Origin of the sequence: Ensifer sp. (assembly GCF_031989085.1) — a bacterium.
GTDB lineage: Bacteria > Pseudomonadota > Alphaproteobacteria > Rhizobiales > Rhizobiaceae > Ensifer.
In genome coordinates this window covers 350509-368130 of the sequence record NZ_DALZXU010000002.1, presented here as the reverse complement: position 1 = coordinate 368130, position 17622 = coordinate 350509, and the positions used below count along the sequence as shown (strand labels likewise).

Below are 17622 nucleotides of genomic sequence, written 5' to 3'. Positions count from 1 at the left end.
TTCCTGGCGATCGGGTTAAATGGCCTGCACCGTCTGGCGTTGGCGGCCGAGGCCATCGACGCCAAGCTCCACCACGTCACCGGGCTTCAGATAGCGCGGCGGCTTCTTGCCCATGCCGACGCCGGGTGGCGTGCCAGTGCAGATAAGATCGCCCGGCTCCAGCACGCAGAACTCGCTCATGTAGGAGACGATGGTTGCGACATCGAAGATCATGCGCGCGGTCGTGCCCGCCTGCATGCGTTCGCCGTTGACGTCGAGCCACATCGACAGCGCCTGCGGATCCGGCACTTCGTCGCGGGTAACAAGCCAGGGCCCTGTCGGGCAGAAATTGGGAAAGCTCTTGCCCTTCACCCATTGCCCGCCGCGATCCATCTGCCAGGCGCGCTCGGAGACATCGTTGACGATGGCGTAGCCGAAGACATGGTCCATGGCCGCGTCCCGCGTGACGTTCAAGGCGCGCTTGCCGATGACGATGCCGAGTTCGACCTCCCAGTCGAGCTTCGACATCTTTTCGGAATGAAGAAGCGGCGCATTCGGCCCGCAATAGGTCCCGGCCGCCTTATTGAAGAGGATCGGTTCAGATGGCACCGGCAGGCCCGCCTCCTCCGCATGGTCCGAGTAGTTGAGCCCGACGCACCAGATCGTGCCGGGCTTTGCGACCGGTGGCAGAATGTCCGCATCGATGACGGGCACCACCGGCAGAGCCGACAGGTCCGCAGCCGACAGGACAGCGTCGACGCCGGGCAAGCTCTCCGAGGTAAAGTCCTGCACCAGTGAGGACACATCCCGTGCCTGCCCCTGGTTATCTAGGATGCAAGGCACGGCGGCTCCGCCGACCGTTAAACGCAACAATTTCATGTCATGGCCTTTCGCTTGGGAAGGAACGGGCGAGCCCACGGCTCAGCCCATGGGCGCAGCTTCGACAGCAAGCCGATATCGGGTGGTGAAGGTCTGGCCGGGCCCGTAGGCGATTGCTGTCGAAACGCCCGATGATGCCAAGGGGTTGGCCGCCGTAGCGACGGCCGGCCCAAGGTCGAAAGCGGACGCGACCGGCTCGACGCCGAGCGCCACATGCCGCCCATTCCAGGGATAGGCCTTTCGGCCGCGGTTGCTGTACCAGAGCAGCAGGCTCGGAAAATGTTCCTTTTGCCACGACAGTCGTGCGCGAAAACCCTCGTCGCGATAGCGAAGCGCCACACGTCCATCCATGCCCGAGAGTTGCAGAAGGTCCTCTGTCTCTTCTGCAAGCGGCACCTGCGCCGCATCGACCGTCAAGCCGCTCCGTGTCTCGACCTTGGCGAGCGACGGCCATTGCCGGTCGGGTGCAAAGAGCGCCGCACCCGGTTCGACATGGCCTGGAAAACTCCAGACGCGGTCGAAGTTCCCGGCTTCGATCACAACCGAGCCTGGCCGCGGCGACAGCCGGAAGGTCGGATGCAGCCCGATCGGAAGGCGGCATGGCAGCCGCACCTCGATTTCCAGCGTGATGTCGACGGCAGCCGCACTTTGGTCAGGAACGATCCGCCGGCGCAGCAACCGGATGGGATGATCGTCTGGGTAATGGCATTCCATGGTGATCTGGTGGTCGTCGCAGTCGCCCCAGGTCCAATGGGCATTGGAGCCATGGCCATGCGGAACGCCGGCGCCGTCGAAACTCTCGCCGGTTGCTGACCAGCCGGGCGGGAGCAGCCGCTCGGCATCGCTGCCGAAGGGAACGCAAGGCCACTCGCCGCGAAGCTCTTGAAGGATTTCCGGCAGCGTTTCGCGTTTGGGATCATTGCCCCAAGGCGCGACATGCAAGGGGCTCACCTGGCGTCCATCGGGCAGCAGGAACAGCACGGGGCCAAGCATGCCGCCGAGCGACTGTGTTGAAAGGCAGCCATGCGCCCAGGCGAGCGCGCGCCGTGTCGTCGTCGCACTCATAGCGGCGGCGCGCCATAGCGGTTTTCCGGCAGGCCAGCGACCTCGACGCGCAGCACATGGAGACTGCCAGCAAGGCGTTCGCCAGGCGCGCCTGCCGTGGTGACGTAGAGCGTCTTCAGATCGGTGCCGCCGAAAGTGCAGGTGGTGATGTTGGTCACCGGCATCTCAATCACCTCGGCAAGGCTCCCGTCGGGCGCGATGCGGGCAATACACCCTCCGCCATAGCGGCAGTTCCAGAGGAACCCCTCGCTGTCGATCGCCGAACCGTCAGGCGAACCGCGGTCGAACCCGGTGAAGAAGTGCCGTTCGCCGGATATTGCCCCCGCCTCCATATCATAGTCGAAGGCATAGATTTCGTTTGCCAGCGTATCGCCGAAATAGAAAGTGCGTTGGTCCGGGCTCCAGCAGAGCGTGTTGGAAATGCCGAGGCCCCCCCGCCATTCGGTCACCGCACCATCCGGCGCGACACGGTAGAGAACGCCCTCGTCAGGCCCGACTTCGCCCAGTTCGCCATTGGGCAGGACGTTGTTCTTCATCGACCCGACCCAGAAGTTTCCGGCCGGATCGGCGCGACCGTCATTCAAACGCACCCGCGGCGCACCGGGCAGCACGAAACCGTGATCCTCGCGCCGGTCGGTTTGCGGCCACCACCAGATCAGTTTCGAGCCGAGAGCGACGAGCAGACACCCGTCTTCCCGCGTCAGCGAGATTGCGACCACCGGCTCCTCGAACAGCCAGGTCCGAACCGCCCGTGTCGCCTCGTCGTAGCGATGGACGAGGAAACGGTTGATGTCGGTCCAGTAGAGGACCGCTTCCGTCGCCGACCAGACGGCGCCCTCGCCGCAGCGGTCGCCGACAGGCGCGATACAGACGATCTCGCGTGCCATCAATGCCTCCTATTCCGCCGCCAGGCTCGCCGGGACGGAGCGCGACGGCCCGAGCGCCTCGGCGTTCTGCACCAGCGCCTTCATGTAGCCGAGGGCGAAAGCCTTGCCGGCATGCCAGGAGGCGCTGCAGGTCATGGCCGGCGTATGATCGGGGATCAGCACGCCCTGATAATTCTCGTCACGCAGGATGCGGATGATCTCGGCCATGTCGATATCGCCCTCGTCGACGAAGGTCTCGACATACCGCGGCATTTTTCCACGCACGTTGCGGAAATGGATGTAGCCGATACGGCCGGAGCGGGCGAAGCGGCGGACGTGCTCGTAGATGTCGCCGCCCGGCATTTCCTGTAGCGAGCCGAGGCAGAGTTCGAGCCCGTTCGACGGGGAATCGACGATCGCCATCAGCCGATCGTATTTTTCCGGGCGGTTGACGAGTCGCGCTGTTCCGCGCAGCTCCTCCGCCGGCGGATCGTCCGGGTGGGCGCCCAGCACGACACCCGCCTCTTCGGCAACGGGAACGACTTCCTTCAGGAAGCGGCCAAGGCGATCCCAGAGCTCCGCCGAGCTGACGGAGACGGAGGCGGCGCCGGTGACGCCACGGCGATAGCGCATGTTCCAGACCATACCGTCGGGGATCGGGGCATGGGGGCTGGGCGCAATGCTGTTTTCCACACCGAAGCCGACGGATTCCGCACCGCCACGGGCATAGGGGCCGCGCGTCCAGCCATAGACGCCGGCGAGCGAGAAATTGTAGCCAATGCAGGGAATACCGGCCCGCCCGGCATCGCGGATGAGTTGTTTCAGCCCTTCGATCTGCTCAGCCCGTTCGGGTCCGTCCAGGAGCACATCGGACCAGAAGCGCGGCGAGAAGTTTTCGATCGCCGCAATCTCCAAGCCGCCGGCACGTACATCCTTCACCAGCGACGACAGCTCCTCGTATGACCAAAGCCGATCGCCGGAACAATCGCCCCAGCCGCCCTGATCGCCACTGTCGATCTTCGGATCCTTGCCAGCGAAATAGTTGGTCAGGTGTGCGACGACATGGGTCGCACCCGCCTGCTGCGCAAACTGAAAATTGTCCGGGGTGAGTTGTTCCCGGTAGAGCCCAAGGCCGATTTTCATCTTGTCATTTTCCTGTCTGATTACTTGACGCCGATGCCGGCGGTGAGACCGCCGTCGATGCGGAAATCCGAGCCGGTGACGAAGGCGGCCCGGTCTGAGGCGAGGTAGGCGACGAGTTCGGCCACCTCCTCCGGTTCGCCGATGCGGCCGATCGGGTGCGCGGCGCCGAAGCGCGCGAAGGCCTCCGCCTCGCTGACGCCCTCGCCACCATAGGTGCGGGCCGCAAGCGCAAGCAGCGGCGTGCGCACCGATCCGGGGCTCACCGAATTCACCCGGACCTTTGCCGCCGCGTGATCGAGCGCCATGGCACGGGTCAGCGCATGGATCGCCCCCTTCGAGGCGACGTAGGCCGCGACATTCTGCTGGCAGGCATGGCCCTGCACCGAGGAGATATTGACGATGGCGCCACCGCCACGCTTCATCATTTCCGGAATGCCGAAACGCCCGGTCAGATAGATCGAGCCAACATTGACCCCGAGGCAGCGGGCGAAGGTCTCCGCACTGGTATCGAGAACCGTGCCATAGGGATGGACGGCTGCGGCATTGACGATGATGTCGAGGCCGCCATGGCGAAGCACCGTCTCGCGCACGGCCGCTTCCACCTCGGCCTCCACGGAGACATCGGTCAGGCGCGTCGACATCGGCAGATCGCGTTCTTTGGCTATCCGATCGAAGATCGCGTTGGTGGCAACATCATTGCCGCAGGCGAGCACGGTCGCGCCCGACGACGCCAGCCGGATCGCCGAGGCAAGGCCTATTCCGGACGTGCCGGTGACCAGAGCGATCTTTCCTTCAAATTCAGTCATGATTGTCTCCGCGATGGATCGCGATGGTTTCAGGCCGCACAGGTCCGAACTCACAAACGTGATCTATTTTCACTGGAGAGCGGGATGCCGGGCACCCCGCTCCGACCTCAACGCACCCGTTCCAGGACCTGGTTGAGAAGAACGGCGCCGAGAATGATCCCGCCGCGCACGACGTACTGCCAATATTCGCTGACATTCATCAGCGTCATACCGTTGGAAATACAGCCGAGGAAAAGGACACCGATCAGCGTGCCCCAGATGCGGCCCTTGCCGCCGAAGAGCGAGGTGCCGCCGATGATCACAGCCGCGATCACGTCTAGTTCCATGCCGGTTGCGGTCGTCCCGGTTCCAGCACCGATCTGCGATGCGATCAACGTGCCGGAGACGGCCGTCAGCGCACCGGTGAGACCAAGCGTCAGCGCCTTCACCCTCCAGACGTCGATGCCCGAGAGGCGCGCGGCCTCCATGTTGCCGCCGACGGCGTAAACCTCGCGGCCGAAGCTCGTGTATTTCATCAGGAAGTGCATGCCGGCAAAGGTCAGGGCGAAGATGTAAACCGGGAACGGAATGCCGAAGAGATAGCCGCCGCCGAGGAAATCAAAGCCGATCGGAAAGGACGACATCGGGAAGCCGCCGGTGATGAGGTTCGCGACACCACGCAGTGCGGCAAAGAGCGCAAGGGTGGTGATGAAAGTCGGCACGTTGAACCACTGCCGGAATCGGCCGGTGAGAAAACCGAGCATGAAGCCGAGCAGCAGCGCCGCCGCGAAACCGACGGTGACCGCGCCCCAATCGCCGAAGACATCGGTGAAGCGGTCGGCGAACCAGGCGACGATACAGCCGGCAAGTGCGGCGCCGGCGCCGACAGACAGGTCGATCTCGCCGCTGATGATGACGGCCGTCATGCCGAAGGCGATGATGCCGAGCATCGATACCGTCCTGAGCACATTGAGGACGTTGCCCGTCGAGGCAAAACCGGGTGCCACGAATATCAGGAAGATCACCAAGGCGGCGAGGATGATCTCCATCGGATAGGTTTTCAGGAACTTGAGCGGCGTGTTCTGTCCGCTTGATTCCGTCGTCTGGCTCACGAGTGTCATTGCTTGGCCCCTTCCATGCACAGGCCGTAAAGTTCGGTGAGGTCGGTTTTCGTCGGATCCACTTCGGCAACGACTGCGCCGTGGTGCATGACGAGGATTCGATCGGCAACTTCGAGGACTTCCTCGAGTTCCGTCGAGACGAAGAAGCTGGCAAGGCCGTCGGCGGCCTGTTGCCAGATGATATCGAAGATCTGGCGTTTGGCCTGAACGTCGACGCCGCGGCTCGGTTCGTCGAAGAACATCACAGAGGGTTGCCGGTTCAACCACTTCCCGATCACGACTTTCTGTTGGTTGCCGCCTGACAGCGACGACACCGGCAGTTCCGGATCACCGCACTTGATGTGCAGGTCGGCGATCTGGCGGCGGATGAAAGGCTGCTCGCGCCGGCGCGAAATCAAACCCTTGGTCGAGATCGGACCAAGGCTCGCCATGCACAGGTTGTCAGCAGTCGACAGAGATTGCACGAGGCCGACTTCCTTGCGGTTTTCCGGCGTATAGCCGAGGCCGGCCTTGCGCATGTCGCGCGGGCTCGCACCGGTCATGTCACGACCATTAAATGCAACGGTACCGCCGTCGATCCGGTCAGCGCCAAAGATCGCTCGCATCAGCTCGGTGCGGCCGGCGCCGAGCAACCCGGCGATGCCGAGGATTTCGCCCGGATAGAGATCGAAGGAGACATCCTGGAAATGCCCTGACCGGGAGAGATTGCGCACCTCAAGGACAGGTGTTGCACGATCGAGCTGTCGCCGCGGCGGACGTGTCGCGCGGGCGGCATCGCCAAACATCATGCCGACGATGGCGGGCGGCGTCGTCTCCTTCATGGCGACAGAACCGACATAGTGGCCATCGCGGATCACCGTGCAGGTATCGGCGATCTCGAAGAGTTCGCTCATCCGATGGGTGATGTAGATCATCGTCACGCCGCGGGCGCGCAGGCGCTCGATCAGCGCAAAGAGCTGCTTGACCTCACGCGAGGCGAGCGCCGAGGTTGGCTCGTCGAGCAGCAGGATCGACGGGTTGAAGGACATCGCCTTGACGATCTCGACGACCTGCTGCTGGCCGACGCTAAGAGCGGAGACCGGCTGGCGGGAATCGATCGCAAGCCCCATGTCGGCCAGCAGTTCGCCGGCGCGCCGATGCAGGCCCGGCCAGTCGACGACGCTGAAGCCGGCGCGGCGACGGTGGGGCAGCCGGCCGAGAAAGATATTCTCGCCGACCGAAAGCTCCGGCACCAGGGAAAGCTCCTGATGCACGGTGACGATGCCCGCCTTGAAAGCATCGTGCGGGGAGGTGAAATGCCGGTCCTCGCCATTGACGCTGATTATGCCGGAAGTCGGTTCGGTGACGCCGGCAAGAAGCTTGACGAGCGTCGACTTGCCCGAGCCATTCTTGCCCATCAGGGCATGGACTTCACCGGGCGCGAAGCTGTGGGTGAATTCGGAAAGGGCGACAGTCGGGCCGTAACGCTTGGTTACGACCCGAAAGTCCAGCCGTCCCTGCACCCCTTGCAACGCGGCTGACCTTGGTTGCGGATTGCTCATGCGGATTTCCTGCTGTCGGCGGTGAAGGAGCGGCGGGCAAATACCCGCCGACCGGCTCACGTCCAGGCGCTACTTCAGGGCCTTCAGGCCTTCCTTGTAGGCAGCGACCCCTTCAGCATTGCCGCGGGTCAGAGGCAGAACAGGCACGTTGACCTTGGTCTCGATCGTCTTGCCGTCGAGCAGGTTCTGGGCTGCCTCGATCGCCTGCTTGCCGACTTCGAGCGGCTGTTGCGCGGTCGTCGCCTGCAGTACGTTGTCGGAATTCAGGAGCATGTTGGCGAGCTGCTCCGAGCCATCGGTTCCGAAGACGAAGACCTTGCCTTCAAGGCCGGCCTTCTTCACCGCCTGCACCGCGCCGATCGTGCCGCCTTCATTGGCGGCGTAGATCACCTTGATATCCGGATTGGCGGTCAGCATGTCGCTTGCGACCGCTAGCGCCTTCTCGGCAAGCCAGGCGTCCTGCTGGGCAACGATATCGACCTGATCGTTGACGATGCTTAGGAAACCGTCGACGCGGGCATTCGACTGCTCGGGCAAGAGCGCCTTGAAGGCGAGTGTGCCGATCTTGACCTTCTCGCCATTGCCGAGCGTCTTCAGGAAATCGGTCGCCGCCTTGCCTGTCCCGATGCCGATATCGCGGTCCGAACTCGTCACCGTCGCCTGGGCGACATCGCCATTGGCAGACGTGCCGTAGGTCACCACCGTGATGCCGGCGTCGCGCGCCTTCTTCAGCGCCGGAACCGAAGCATCGGCCGAGAGCGGTGCGACGACGATCGAGTTCACGCCGCGGGCGATATAGGTATCGATCAGCTGCGCTTCCTTCTCCAGCTTGCTGTCGCTGTTGCCGGCGAGAAGCTCGTCGCCGGCGGCTTCCGCCGCCTTCTCCATGCCGATCTGGATGCCGCGGAAATACTGATCCTGCTGAAAGACGATGCCGGCAATCGCCTTGCCACCGGCAAAGGCAGCACCGGGTGCGAAGCTGACGGTCGCGAGCAATGTTGCCAGCGCCAGACGTTTCATATTGCTCATGTTGGTTCTCCTCCCAATTGCCCTGTTTGCGTTGCCGGACCAACGGGCGAGCGGATCCGGCAAATGTCTGCCCTGACCGCTCCGTCCACCGGCAGCGGCCTGGGCCAAAATCCTATGCTTTCATCGTGACGACTGGCCGCCGGGCGCGGCATCGACGAAGCGAATGCCGAACTCCAGATGACGACTCATCAGGTAGGCGTAGGCGATGCGGTCACGGGCGCGCAGCGCTCGGATGATCTCGGCATGGGCCTCGAAGGTTGCGGCGTGCACCGGGCGTTCCGCCTTGCCGAGCCGCATGACCTCCTCGATCACCGAACGCAGCATGTGATAGGCGGCAAGCGTGGTGCGGTTGCCCGAGAGTTCGACGATCGTCGAATGGAACTGGTAGTCGCACTCCGCCGCCTGCTCGACGCTTTCGGCCTCCAGAATGCGAGCATTGATCGCTTCCAGCCGGTCGAAATCGGCATCGCTTGCCGTGAGGATGATATGTTCGCCGACGCCAGTCTCGATGATGCGGCGGAAACCCTGCAGGTCATGGAAAGAGTCCGGCGAGATGCCGTTGTGGAAGGCGAAAAGCCTGCGGATCGCTTCGCCGTGGCCGCCGCTGATGACGGCGCCGACCTTTGGCCGGGTCTCGACCAAACCATAGGCGCGCAGAACCTGCAGCGCTTCGCGCACCGTGTTGCGGCCCGCCTGGAACTGCTCCCCGAGATCGCGTTCGGTCGGCAACGCGTCGCCGATGCCGAGCCCGCGCTCGGAAATCATGTCGCGGATCTGCTCGACCAGCCGGTCGACGGCCGAGGTCTTGCCGGGCTCCACGACGTCTACGCCTGACAACGCATCTTCCCTGACTGAACTGCTCACCGACCACTCTCCCTACGATGTCTTATTTGTTGGTCCAGATTGCAGTTTCCGTCAAGCCGAAATTTGAAATGCTCGACGAAATAGATATTTATCCTGCGAAGTATCCGCTTTCAGACTTGAATTGTTGGACCAATGGGACATTATTGCTCGATGTGGTCCAACAATAACCACCGAAGCGGGTAGGAGTTCGGCATGAGATTGATGGAAGAGTGCTTTCGCTGGTATGGACCGAACGATCCGGTGCCGCTCAACCATATCCGGCAGGCAGGCGCCACGGGGATCGTCTCGGCGCTGCACCACATCTACGACGGCTCGCCCTGGCCGCAGGAGGCGATCCTGGCGCAAAAGGCGCAGATCGAAGCGGCCGGCATGCGCTGGAGCGTCGTCGAGAGCATTCCGGTCCACAATTCGATCAAGCTCGCGACCACAGACAGCGCGCGCTATATCGGCTGGTACAAGGACACGCTGAGAGCCGTGGCTCGCGCGGGCATCTCCACGGTCTGCTACAATTTCATGCCGGTGGTCGACTGGACCCGCACCGAGCTGATGCAGCCATTGGCGAACGGCGGCTATGCTCTGCGCTTCGACGCCGTCGACTTTGCCGCTTACGATCTCTTCGTGCTGAAGCGACCGCGTGTAGAGGAAAGCTACTCCGAGCGGCAGATTTTGCTCGCAGGCGAACGCCTGGCGGAGATGGACCAGGCGAAAATCGAACGGATCGAGCGCAACCTCATCGCCGGGCTGCCGGCAACCGAGCGCCAGTTCAACCGAGCAAGCTTTCTGACCGCACTGGCCGAATATGATGGCGTGACGCCAGATACTCTGCATGACAACCTCGCCCGTTTCCTGCGAGAGATCGTGCCGGTCGCCGAGGAAGTTGGTGTCCGGCTGTGCATCCATCCGGATGATCCCGCCTTTTCACTCTATGGCCTGCCACGCATCGTTTCGACAGCCGCCGACGTCAGGCGCATTCTTTCCGCCGTCGATAGCCCTACAAACGGGATCACCTTCTGCACCGGTTCCTACGGCACCCGCGCTGACAACGACCTGCCCCAGATGGTGCGCGAGTTCGGCCCCCGCATCCACTTCGCCCATCTGCGCAATGTCCAGCGCGAGAATGACGGCTCTTTCTACGAGGCAGACCATCTTGGCGGGTCGAGCGACATGCCGGCCGTGATCCTTGCGCTGATGCAGGAACAGGAACGCCGGGTAACGGAAGATCGCATCGACTGGCAGATCCCTCTCCGGCCCGATCACGGACATCTCCTGGCTGATGATATCGGCAAGGAACGGATCAATCCCGGCTACTCGCTGATTGGTCGGCTGAAGGGCCTCGCGGAAATCAGAGGCGTCATGCACGGGATCGCGACGGCAATGGCGCAAAAGGCTTGAAGGAAGAGACATGACGAAGTTTGACAACGATACCGAGCTGTTTGCCGCCATGCGCAGCCGGCTGTTCACCGCCGTGGTCGGTGACATCCTCGACACCATGGGCCTGCAGCATCAGTTCCTGCCTCCACAGATCAAGGCGCTTCGCGACGACATGGTTGCGGTCGGGCGGGCAATGCCGGTCCTCGAGGCCGATTTCTTCGCGACTGCCGAAGCGAGCGGCCACTCACAGTTCAGCAGCAAACCTTTCGGTCTGATGTTCCACGCACTCGACAGCCTGAAGGAAAACGAGATCTATGTCTGTTCGGGTTCATCGCCGCGCTATGCGGTCTGGGGCGAGCTGATGTCGACGCGGGCAATGAAGCTGAAGGCGGCAGGTGCGATCTGCGACGGTTATTGCCGCGACAGCGCCGGCATCCTGGCCCTCGATTTCCCGACCTTCTGCTACGGATCCTATGCACAGGACCAGGGCCCGCGCGGAAAGGTCGTCGACTACCATATCCCGATCGAGATCGGCGGCATCCGTATCCGCCCCGGCGATATCGTCTTCGGCGACCGCGACGGTGTTCTCATCATCCCACGCGAAGCCGAGAAGGAGGCGATCACGCTCGCGCTTGAGAAAGCCGAAACGGAAAACAAGGTCCGCCTGGCGATCGAAGCCGGCATGAGCACCGTCGAGGCCTTCGAGCGCTTCGGCGTCATGTGACGGGGATCGCCTGGAAGACATCGACGCTCTCTTCGCCCGGCCCATCGCCATCTTAAAGCGAAAGGCAACCAGTCGGCAGCGGCCCTCTACCGGGTAGACGTTGGTTCCAAGACCGACAACTGATGGGCGCGGTTCAAGAGTGCTTTCGCATTTGCCTATCAGGCGATACTGTACTTTCCTGGCGGAGGGGAAACAGTGGAGCGTCGCCTTACCACAATAATGGCGGCCGATTTGGTCGGCTATTCTCGTCTCATGGCGGCGGACGAGGAAGGCACCATTTCACGGCTGCGCGACGCGCGAACCTGCGTGATTGACCCGGCGATCAGCGAAGGCGGTGGCCGCATCGTCAAAACCATGGGCGACGGGCTGCTAGTCGATTTCTCGTCGCCAGTGTTGGCGGTAAGAGCGGCGCTTTTGATGCAGCGCAACTTGATCTCGCGCGAATCTCCGCAAGGGGAAGACCGACGTCTGCGTTTCCGTATCGGTCTTCATCTGGGAGACGTGGTGATCGATGGGGACGATATTCTCGGCGACTGTGTCAACATCACCGCGCGTCTCGAAACCATCGCACCCGCCGGAGGCATCTGCATATCTCGCGCGATCTACGATCATGTGCAAGGCAAGATAGAGGCGGGGATGACGTGGCTCGGCCCGCAGTCGGTCAAGAACATTCCCGACCCAATTGACGTGTGGCAGGTCGAGGTGGACGGCACGGAGCCGAGCAGGGTTCGGCTCTCCGGACAGGAACGTGCGTCGATCGCGGTTCTCCCATTTCAGAGTTTTTCCGCTACCTCCGATCAGGACTTCTTTGCCGACGGGTTGGTCGAAGACGTCATCACGGAACTGGGTCGCTTTCGATGGCTGTTCGTGATCGCTCGCAACTCGACTTTCGCCGACAAGGGAACAGCCAGGGACGTACGCAAGATCGCCCGAGAACTTGGCGTGCGCTATATCGTGGAAGGATCGGTTCGGCGGTCAGGCGATCGGCTGAGGATCACTGTGCAGCTCATCGACGCACTGTCCGGAGCACATATCTGGGCCGAGCGGTGGGATCGTCCGATCGCCGATTTTTTCGATGTGCAGGATGAGATAACACGCCGGATTATCGCGGGCATCGAACCGGAACTCGGAGCGCACGAACGAGGCCTCGCTCTCGCCAAATCGACCGACAACCTCACTGCTTGGGAGCTGTGCCACCGCGGCCTTGCCGAATTGCTTTCCTTCGAAGCAGGTTCGCAAGCCACTGCCGAGAAATTCCTGCGACAGGCGCTCGAACACGATGCTAATTTCGCCCTTCCCTACGCCTACCTGGCGCGTCACCGATACGCACTCGTCCTTTGGGGACGTGCCGCAGACGTGCCTGTCGCCATCAAGGAGGGATTATCGTTCGCCACCAAGGCATTAGAAATCGACAGGCGGAGCGATATCGCCTACGCGATGATGTCGCTCCTTCTTACGGTGGCCGGGCGAGCGGCTGAGGCCATGCCTGTCGCCGAACAGGGCCTTGCATTAAATCGCAACTACGCGTTTCTTCACTTCGCCCATGGAATGGCAGCCGTACGGCTCAGGGACGCCGATACAACGATCAGAGCCGCGCGAAATGCCATCGACCTCAGTCCTCACGATCCATCTACGTTTGCGTTCAAGACACTGCTTGGCGTTGGCCTGATGCTGAGGGGCGAGCCCGATGACCTCCTAACGGCCCGGATGCATCTACGGGAAGGCGCGTCATTCGAGCGCACAACCTATTATCCATTCATCGGGGCAGCGTTGCTGGCTCTCAGGACGGGCGAGACCGATGAAGTCAAGGTCTGGATCTCTGAGGCTTTGAAGAAATTTCCGAACCTGAATGCGGGATACGTCCGAGAGGCGGCCCACCCATTCTATGAAGGCAGCCCTTACTGCGACTACCTCGACAGGCTGATCGAGCATGGGCTTCCGCCGGGAGAGACGCGTCTTATCAACGAGTAGCAGTCCCTCCCCTGGCCGACGCCGGAAAGCCTGTCATTGAGATACGTCATGCGCCATCTCTGGGGTCCGGCCAAGCACTTGGAAGATCCAAAACATAGGACGCCGGACATTCGATCCGCATAGTCAGCGTCGTCGCCATCGAGGCGAAAGTCCTTGCGGCGGCGATGACGCGCGCGCCGGCATACGCGGCTGGCGGCCGCCGGCCCACGCGAGCCGCCAGTTCGCGGCTCAATCCGGAACAACGACGAGATTGCCGACGAAGCCCTTGGCCATGAAATCCGTCTGCGCGCGATGGAAATTGGAAAGCGGATAGACGCCGCCGACCAGCGGCCGGATTCGTTTGTCTTCGATGAAACCGACCAGCCGCCGGAAATCCGCCCGGCTGCCCTGGCTCGAGCCGTGCAGTTCGAGCTGTTTCAGATACATCGTGCGCAGATCGAGCTGGACCACCGGTCCGCCAATCGCGCCGGCCGTCGTATATCGGCCTTCCGGTCTGAGCACTTTCAACAGGTCATTGAAGAGCGGTCCGGCGACGAGATCGGCGACCACATCGATTGGCCTGCCATTCGCAATCTCGTGGATCGCGGCGACGAGATCACCGTCGCCACGCGTCACCACGGCCTGCGCGCCGAGAGCGAGCACGGATTGCTCCTTGCCTGGGCTCGTGACGGCAATCGGGATGGCACCGCGGACGCGCGCCAACTGGATGATTGCGCTGCCTACCCCGCCCGATGCACCGGTCACCAGCACCGTCTCACCGTCAGCGAGACGAGCCCGCTCGAGCATGCGTTCCGCCGTCAAATAGGCGCAGCAGAATGTTGCAAGCTCGATATCCGTCAGGTCCGTATCAACCACATGCGCATTCTGCGCCGGAAGCGCCATGTATTGCGCGTAGCCGCCATCGCGGCCATGGCCTATGTAATCGATGTCGGCGAGACTGTCGTCGTCACGGTTGTAGATTGAAAAATCCACCATGACTCGTTCCCCGATCCTCGCGGGATCGATGCCCGAACCGACGGCTACGATATGGCCAACCGTGTCCGTGCCCTGGATGCGCGGAAAGGTGAGTGTGTTTCCCTGCCGGCGCCACGTAGAAACCGCTGCGGCATCATCCTCGGTGCCATAGGCACCCTGGCGCACCCACACATCGGTATTGTTCATGCCGCAAGCCGAGACTTTTATCAGCACCTCGTCACCGGCAGGTTCCGGTACAGGGACGGAGGTGTTGTAGAAGAGCTTATCGATACCCCCGTGACCAACGAGTTGCACTGCGTTCATCGTGCTTGGGATCGCGCGCATGGTGATCATCGTGCGAACACCTCTTCGATGGCCGCCGCTGCTGCCTTCACCACCACATCAGCCTCTTCCCTCGTCAGGCACAAAGGCGGGGCGAAACCGAGAATGTCACCCTGCGGCATGGCCCGGCCGATCACGCCGCGTTCGGCAAGGGCTGCGGCGACCTGGGGGCCGATCTTCTTGCCGGCCTCGAAGAATCGGCGGTCGTCCCGGTCTTCAACGAACTCCACGGCCGCCATCATTCCGTCACCGCGAACCTCGCCGACATGCCTGTGCCCCCCTACTGCGTCTGCAAGGCGCTCACGGAAATAGGCGCCGGTCACACCGGCATTCTCGACCAGGCCAAGCTCGTCGATCAGTTCGAGATTGGCGATCCCCGCTGCCGCACAGATCGGGTGGGAGGAATAGGTCCAGCCATGGCCGATCGCGCCCAGTTCGTCGGATCCCTGAACCAGCACTTGCCAGACCTTGTCGGAAACGATCGTCCCGGACAGCGGCGCATAGGCGGAAGTAAGTCCCTTGGCGATGGTGATAAGATCCGGCTTCATGCCGTAGTGATCGGAACCAAACATCGTGCCCAGGCGACCGAATCCGGTGACAACCTCGTCTGCAATAAGCAGGATGTCGTATCTGTCGAGCACGGCCTGGACCTTCTGCCAGTAGCCCTTGGGCGGCGGCACGATGCCGCCTGTTCCGAGTATCGGTTCGCCGATAAAGGCAGCGATCGTTTCAGGTCCCTCCGCAAGGATCATTTCTTCCAGCTTGTCGGCGCAATATTGCGCGAACTGCACCTCGTCCATCGAACGGTCGGGCCTGCGGAAGTAATAGGGCGCCTCCGTATGCAGGATCGGCGCGCGCGGCAGGTCGAAGGCGTTGTGAAACAGCGCAAGACCGGTGAGCGATCCAGTCATCACGCCGGAACCGTGATAGCCGCGCCAGCGCGAGATGATCTTCTTCTTTTCGGGGCGGCCAAGAATGTTGTTGTAGTACCAGATCAGCTTGATGTTTGTCTCGTTGGCATCGGAGCCTGAAAGACCGAAATAGACCCGCGACATGCCCTCAGGCGCGCGGTCGATGATCATCTTCGACAATGTGATCGACGCTTCGGTGCCATGGCCGACATAGGCGTGGTAATAGGCAAGGTTCTTCGCCTGTTCGGCAATGGCGTCCGCGATCTTTTGGCGGCCATAGCCGATATTGACGCAGTAGAGCCCGGCAAAGGCGTCGAGACTAGTGCGGCCGTTGACATCAGTGATGTAGACGCCCTCGCCGCCGGCAATGACCCGCGTCGGTGTTTCGCCGCGCGCATGCATTCCCATATGGGTCGATGGGTGGAAAAAGTGATCCCGGTCCCAGGCGGTCAGTTCGTTGTTGCGGTCGAGCATTGCCTTTATCCTTATGCCGTCGTCTTGAATGGGTTTGCCGCGCTTGATGTCAGGCGGCGGTGTCGATGCAGAGATATTTGAGTCCGGTGAAGGCCTCGAGCCCGTGCCTGGAGCCCTCGCGGCCGAGACCCGATTGTTTCCAGCCACCGAACGGAACGGGCCCGCCGGTGATCTTGACCCGATTGATCGCCACCATGCCGAATTGCAGGGCACGGCCCATGCGCCATTGTCTTGTGCCGTTTTCCGTCACGACATAGGCGACGAGGCCGTATTCCGTGTCGTTGGCCCGGGCGATCACCTCCGCCTCGCTGTCGAATGCGGTAACGGCCGCAACCGGACCGAAGGTCTCCTCCCGCATGATCAGGGCGTCGTCGGGAACATCCGTCAAAAGCGTCGGTTCGTAGAATAGCGGACCTGTGTCGTGCCGCCCGCCACCACAAACGAGCGTCGCGCCCCGTTTCAAGGCGTCGGCGACCTGCTCCTCCACCTTGGCGATCGCGCGCTCATGCATGAGCGGTCCGATGTCGACACCCGCACAGAGGCCGGGGCCAACCTTCAGCGCGGCGATGCGTGTCGCAAGGGCGGCGTTGAAAGCCTCAACGACCGGGCGCTCGACATAGATGCGGTTGGCGGCCAGGCAATCCTGGCCGGAGGTCGCAAACTTTGCTGCAATCGCGATATCGGCGGCCTTTTCGATATCCGCATCGGCAAATACGATAAGCGGGGCATGGCCGCCCAGTTCCATGACAAGTCGCTTCATCGTCGGGGCGCATTGCCCGGCGATCAGCCGACCGATCTCCGTCGAACCAGTAAAGCTCATGGCACGGACCCGGTTGTCGGCGCACATCTGCCCGACGATCGTCGCGGCATTGCCGGTGACGACGTTGAAGACGCCGGCCGGAATGCCAGCCCGCTCGGCGAGTTCGGCGAGCGCAAGCGCCGAGAGCGGCGTTTCCGAGGATGGATGGGCGACGACCGTGCAGCCGGCCGCAAGGGCAGCCGCCGCCTTTCGCGTTACCATCGCCGAAGGAAAATTCCAGGGAGTGACAATGCCGACAACGCCGAGCGCTTCCCGCCGCACGATCATCTCCGCTCCCGTGAGATGGCTGGTGACGCTTTCGGCATTCAGTCGCTTTCCCTCTTCGGCGTACCAGTCGAGGAAAGATGCGGCGTAGTCGATCTCGCCGCGCGCTTCGGCAATCGGCTTTCCCTGCTCCAGTGCCATGATCAAGGCGAGGTCGTCCTTGGCGCCAATCATCAGGTCGCCCCAGCGGCGCAACTTCGCAGCGCGGTGGTGGGGAGGAAGATCACGCCAGCCGGGAAAGGCCCAAACTGCCGCATCGATCGCCGTTAGCGTCTCGTCACCGTCGAGTGAAGCTACCCAGGCGAGCGAACCGCCTGTCGCAGGATCGGTGACCGCAAAGCTGTTGCCTTGGCGCGAAGAGGTCCAGCGCCCGCCGACATAGGCAAGCTCGCGTAGCAGATGGCGATCTTTCAGCTGGTTCAAGGCATCGTGGAAAGGCGGGCGGGCGAAAACGGCGGTCATCGGCATCTCCTCGGCAGGTGGTGCAGAGATGGTGACAGCCGGCGGACGAGAAATTGT

Annotated in this window: 15 protein-coding genes; 3 read left to right on the top strand and 12 right to left on the bottom strand. The window is 62.4% G+C overall.

Annotated features, from left to right (window positions below):
• Positions 1 to 15: 15 nt before the first annotated feature.
• The 9 genes from RTP54_RS14585 to RTP54_RS14545 form a co-directional block, all read right to left on the bottom strand.
• Positions 16 to 858, bottom strand: a complete 843-nt coding sequence (locus RTP54_RS14585; RefSeq protein ID WP_312363703.1) for a fumarylacetoacetate hydrolase family protein — start codon at positions 856 to 858, stop codon at positions 16 to 18.
• Between the two features lie 42 nt (positions 859 to 900).
• Positions 901 to 1923: a hypothetical protein gene (locus tag RTP54_RS14580; protein WP_312363702.1), complete on the bottom strand. Its 1023-nt coding sequence runs from the start codon at positions 1921 to 1923 to the stop codon at positions 901 to 903.
• Positions 1920 to 2810 (bottom strand): SMP-30/gluconolactonase/LRE family protein, encoded by an 891-nt coding sequence (locus tag RTP54_RS14575; RefSeq protein ID WP_312363700.1) that lies wholly within the window; start codon positions 2808 to 2810, stop codon positions 1920 to 1922. The genes RTP54_RS14580 and RTP54_RS14575 overlap by 4 nt, the downstream gene beginning before the upstream one ends.
• 9 nt (positions 2811 to 2819) lie before the next feature.
• Positions 2820 to 3932: a mannonate dehydratase gene (locus tag RTP54_RS14570; protein WP_312363698.1), complete on the bottom strand. Its 1113-nt coding sequence runs from the start codon at positions 3930 to 3932 to the stop codon at positions 2820 to 2822.
• Between the two features lie 20 nt (positions 3933 to 3952).
• On the bottom strand, positions 3953 to 4738 hold the full coding sequence (locus RTP54_RS14565) for an SDR family NAD(P)-dependent oxidoreductase (protein WP_112832356.1): 786 nt from the start codon (positions 4736 to 4738) through the stop codon (positions 3953 to 3955).
• Positions 4739 to 4845: 107 nt separating this feature from the next.
• Positions 4846 to 5838: an ABC transporter permease gene (locus RTP54_RS14560; protein ID WP_312363695.1), complete on the bottom strand. Its 993-nt coding sequence runs from the start codon at positions 5836 to 5838 to the stop codon at positions 4846 to 4848.
• Positions 5835 to 7379, bottom strand: coding sequence for a sugar ABC transporter ATP-binding protein (locus RTP54_RS14555; RefSeq protein ID WP_312363693.1), 1545 nt, complete (start codon positions 7377 to 7379; stop codon positions 5835 to 5837). Before RTP54_RS14555 ends, RTP54_RS14560 begins: the two co-directional genes overlap by 4 nt.
• A 69-nt stretch (positions 7380 to 7448) precedes the next feature.
• Complete coding sequence (locus RTP54_RS14550) at positions 7449 to 8408, bottom strand: substrate-binding domain-containing protein (RefSeq protein ID WP_112832359.1); 960 nt, start codon at positions 8406 to 8408, stop codon at positions 7449 to 7451.
• A gap of 120 nt (positions 8409 to 8528) precedes the next feature.
• Entirely contained in the window at positions 8529 to 9272 is a 744-nt protein-coding gene (locus RTP54_RS14545) for a FadR/GntR family transcriptional regulator (RefSeq protein ID WP_312363689.1), read from the bottom strand.
• Between the two features lie 201 nt (positions 9273 to 9473).
• Here RTP54_RS14545 and uxuA point away from each other — a divergent pair, with 201 nt between their 5' ends.
• From uxuA to RTP54_RS14530, 3 genes are all read left to right on the top strand, one after another.
• A complete protein-coding gene (uxuA, locus tag RTP54_RS14540) occupies positions 9474 to 10664 on the top strand; it encodes a mannonate dehydratase (RefSeq protein WP_312364410.1) in 1191 nt (396 codons plus the stop codon).
• Positions 10665 to 10674: 10 nt separating this feature from the next.
• Entirely contained in the window at positions 10675 to 11367 is a 693-nt protein-coding gene (locus RTP54_RS14535) for an RraA family protein (protein ID WP_112832362.1), read from the top strand.
• A 195-nt stretch (positions 11368 to 11562) separates the two neighbouring features.
• Complete coding sequence (locus tag RTP54_RS14530; protein WP_312363686.1) at positions 11563 to 13338, top strand: adenylate/guanylate cyclase domain-containing protein; 1776 nt, start codon at positions 11563 to 11565, stop codon at positions 13336 to 13338.
• Between the two features lie 228 nt (positions 13339 to 13566).
• On the opposite strand, the gene RTP54_RS14525 is transcribed toward RTP54_RS14530, so the two are convergent.
• Genes RTP54_RS14525 through RTP54_RS14515 form a run of 3 tightly spaced genes read right to left on the bottom strand, consistent with a single transcriptional unit; the run spans position 13567 to position 17565 of the window.
• Entirely contained in the window at positions 13567 to 14637 is a 1071-nt protein-coding gene (locus RTP54_RS14525; RefSeq protein WP_409517151.1) for an alcohol dehydrogenase family protein, read from the bottom strand.
• 5 nt (positions 14638 to 14642) lie between these two features.
• Positions 14643 to 16019 carry an aspartate aminotransferase family protein gene (locus RTP54_RS14520; RefSeq protein WP_312363682.1) on the bottom strand — a complete coding sequence of 459 codons (1377 nt, stop codon included), beginning with the start codon at positions 16017 to 16019 and terminating at the stop codon, positions 14643 to 14645.
• A gap of 49 nt (positions 16020 to 16068) precedes the next feature.
• On the bottom strand, positions 16069 to 17565 hold the full coding sequence (locus RTP54_RS14515) for an NAD-dependent succinate-semialdehyde dehydrogenase (protein ID WP_312363681.1): 1497 nt from the start codon (positions 17563 to 17565) through the stop codon (positions 16069 to 16071).
• Between the last annotated feature and the right edge of the window lie 57 nt (positions 17566 to 17622).

Coding starts and splice junctions, on each gene's coding strand:
- RTP54_RS14585 (WP_312363703.1), bottom strand. CDS start 858: ATGAAATTGTTGCGTTTAACGGTCGGCGGAGCCGCCGTGCCTTGCATC.
- RTP54_RS14580 (WP_312363702.1), bottom strand. CDS start 1,923: ATGAGTGCGACGACGACACGGCGCGCGCTCGCCTGGGCGCATGGCTGC.
- RTP54_RS14575 (WP_312363700.1), bottom strand. CDS start 2,810: ATGGCACGCGAGATCGTCTGTATCGCGCCTGTCGGCGACCGCTGCGGC.
- RTP54_RS14570 (WP_312363698.1), bottom strand. CDS start 3,932: ATGAAAATCGGCCTTGGGCTCTACCGGGAACAACTCACCCCGGACAAT.
- RTP54_RS14565 (WP_112832356.1), bottom strand. CDS start 4,738: ATGACTGAATTTGAAGGAAAGATCGCTCTGGTCACCGGCACGTCCGGA.
- RTP54_RS14560 (WP_312363695.1), bottom strand. CDS start 5,838: ATGACACTCGTGAGCCAGACGACGGAATCAAGCGGACAGAACACGCCG.
- RTP54_RS14555 (WP_312363693.1), bottom strand. CDS start 7,379: ATGAGCAATCCGCAACCAAGGTCAGCCGCGTTGCAAGGGGTGCAGGGA.
- RTP54_RS14550 (WP_112832359.1), bottom strand. CDS start 8,408: ATGAGCAATATGAAACGTCTGGCGCTGGCAACATTGCTCGCGACCGTC.
- uxuA (WP_312364410.1), top strand. CDS start 9,474: ATGGAAGAGTGCTTTCGCTGGTATGGACCGAACGATCCGGTGCCGCTC.
- RTP54_RS14535 (WP_112832362.1), top strand. CDS start 10,675: ATGACGAAGTTTGACAACGATACCGAGCTGTTTGCCGCCATGCGCAGC.
- RTP54_RS14525 (WP_409517151.1), bottom strand. CDS start 14,637: ATGCGCGCGATCCCAAGCACGATGAACGCAGTGCAACTCGTTGGTCAC.
- RTP54_RS14520 (WP_312363682.1), bottom strand. CDS start 16,019: ATGCTCGACCGCAACAACGAACTGACCGCCTGGGACCGGGATCACTTT.
- RTP54_RS14515 (WP_312363681.1), bottom strand. CDS start 17,565: ATGACCGCCGTTTTCGCCCGCCCGCCTTTCCACGATGCCTTGAACCAG.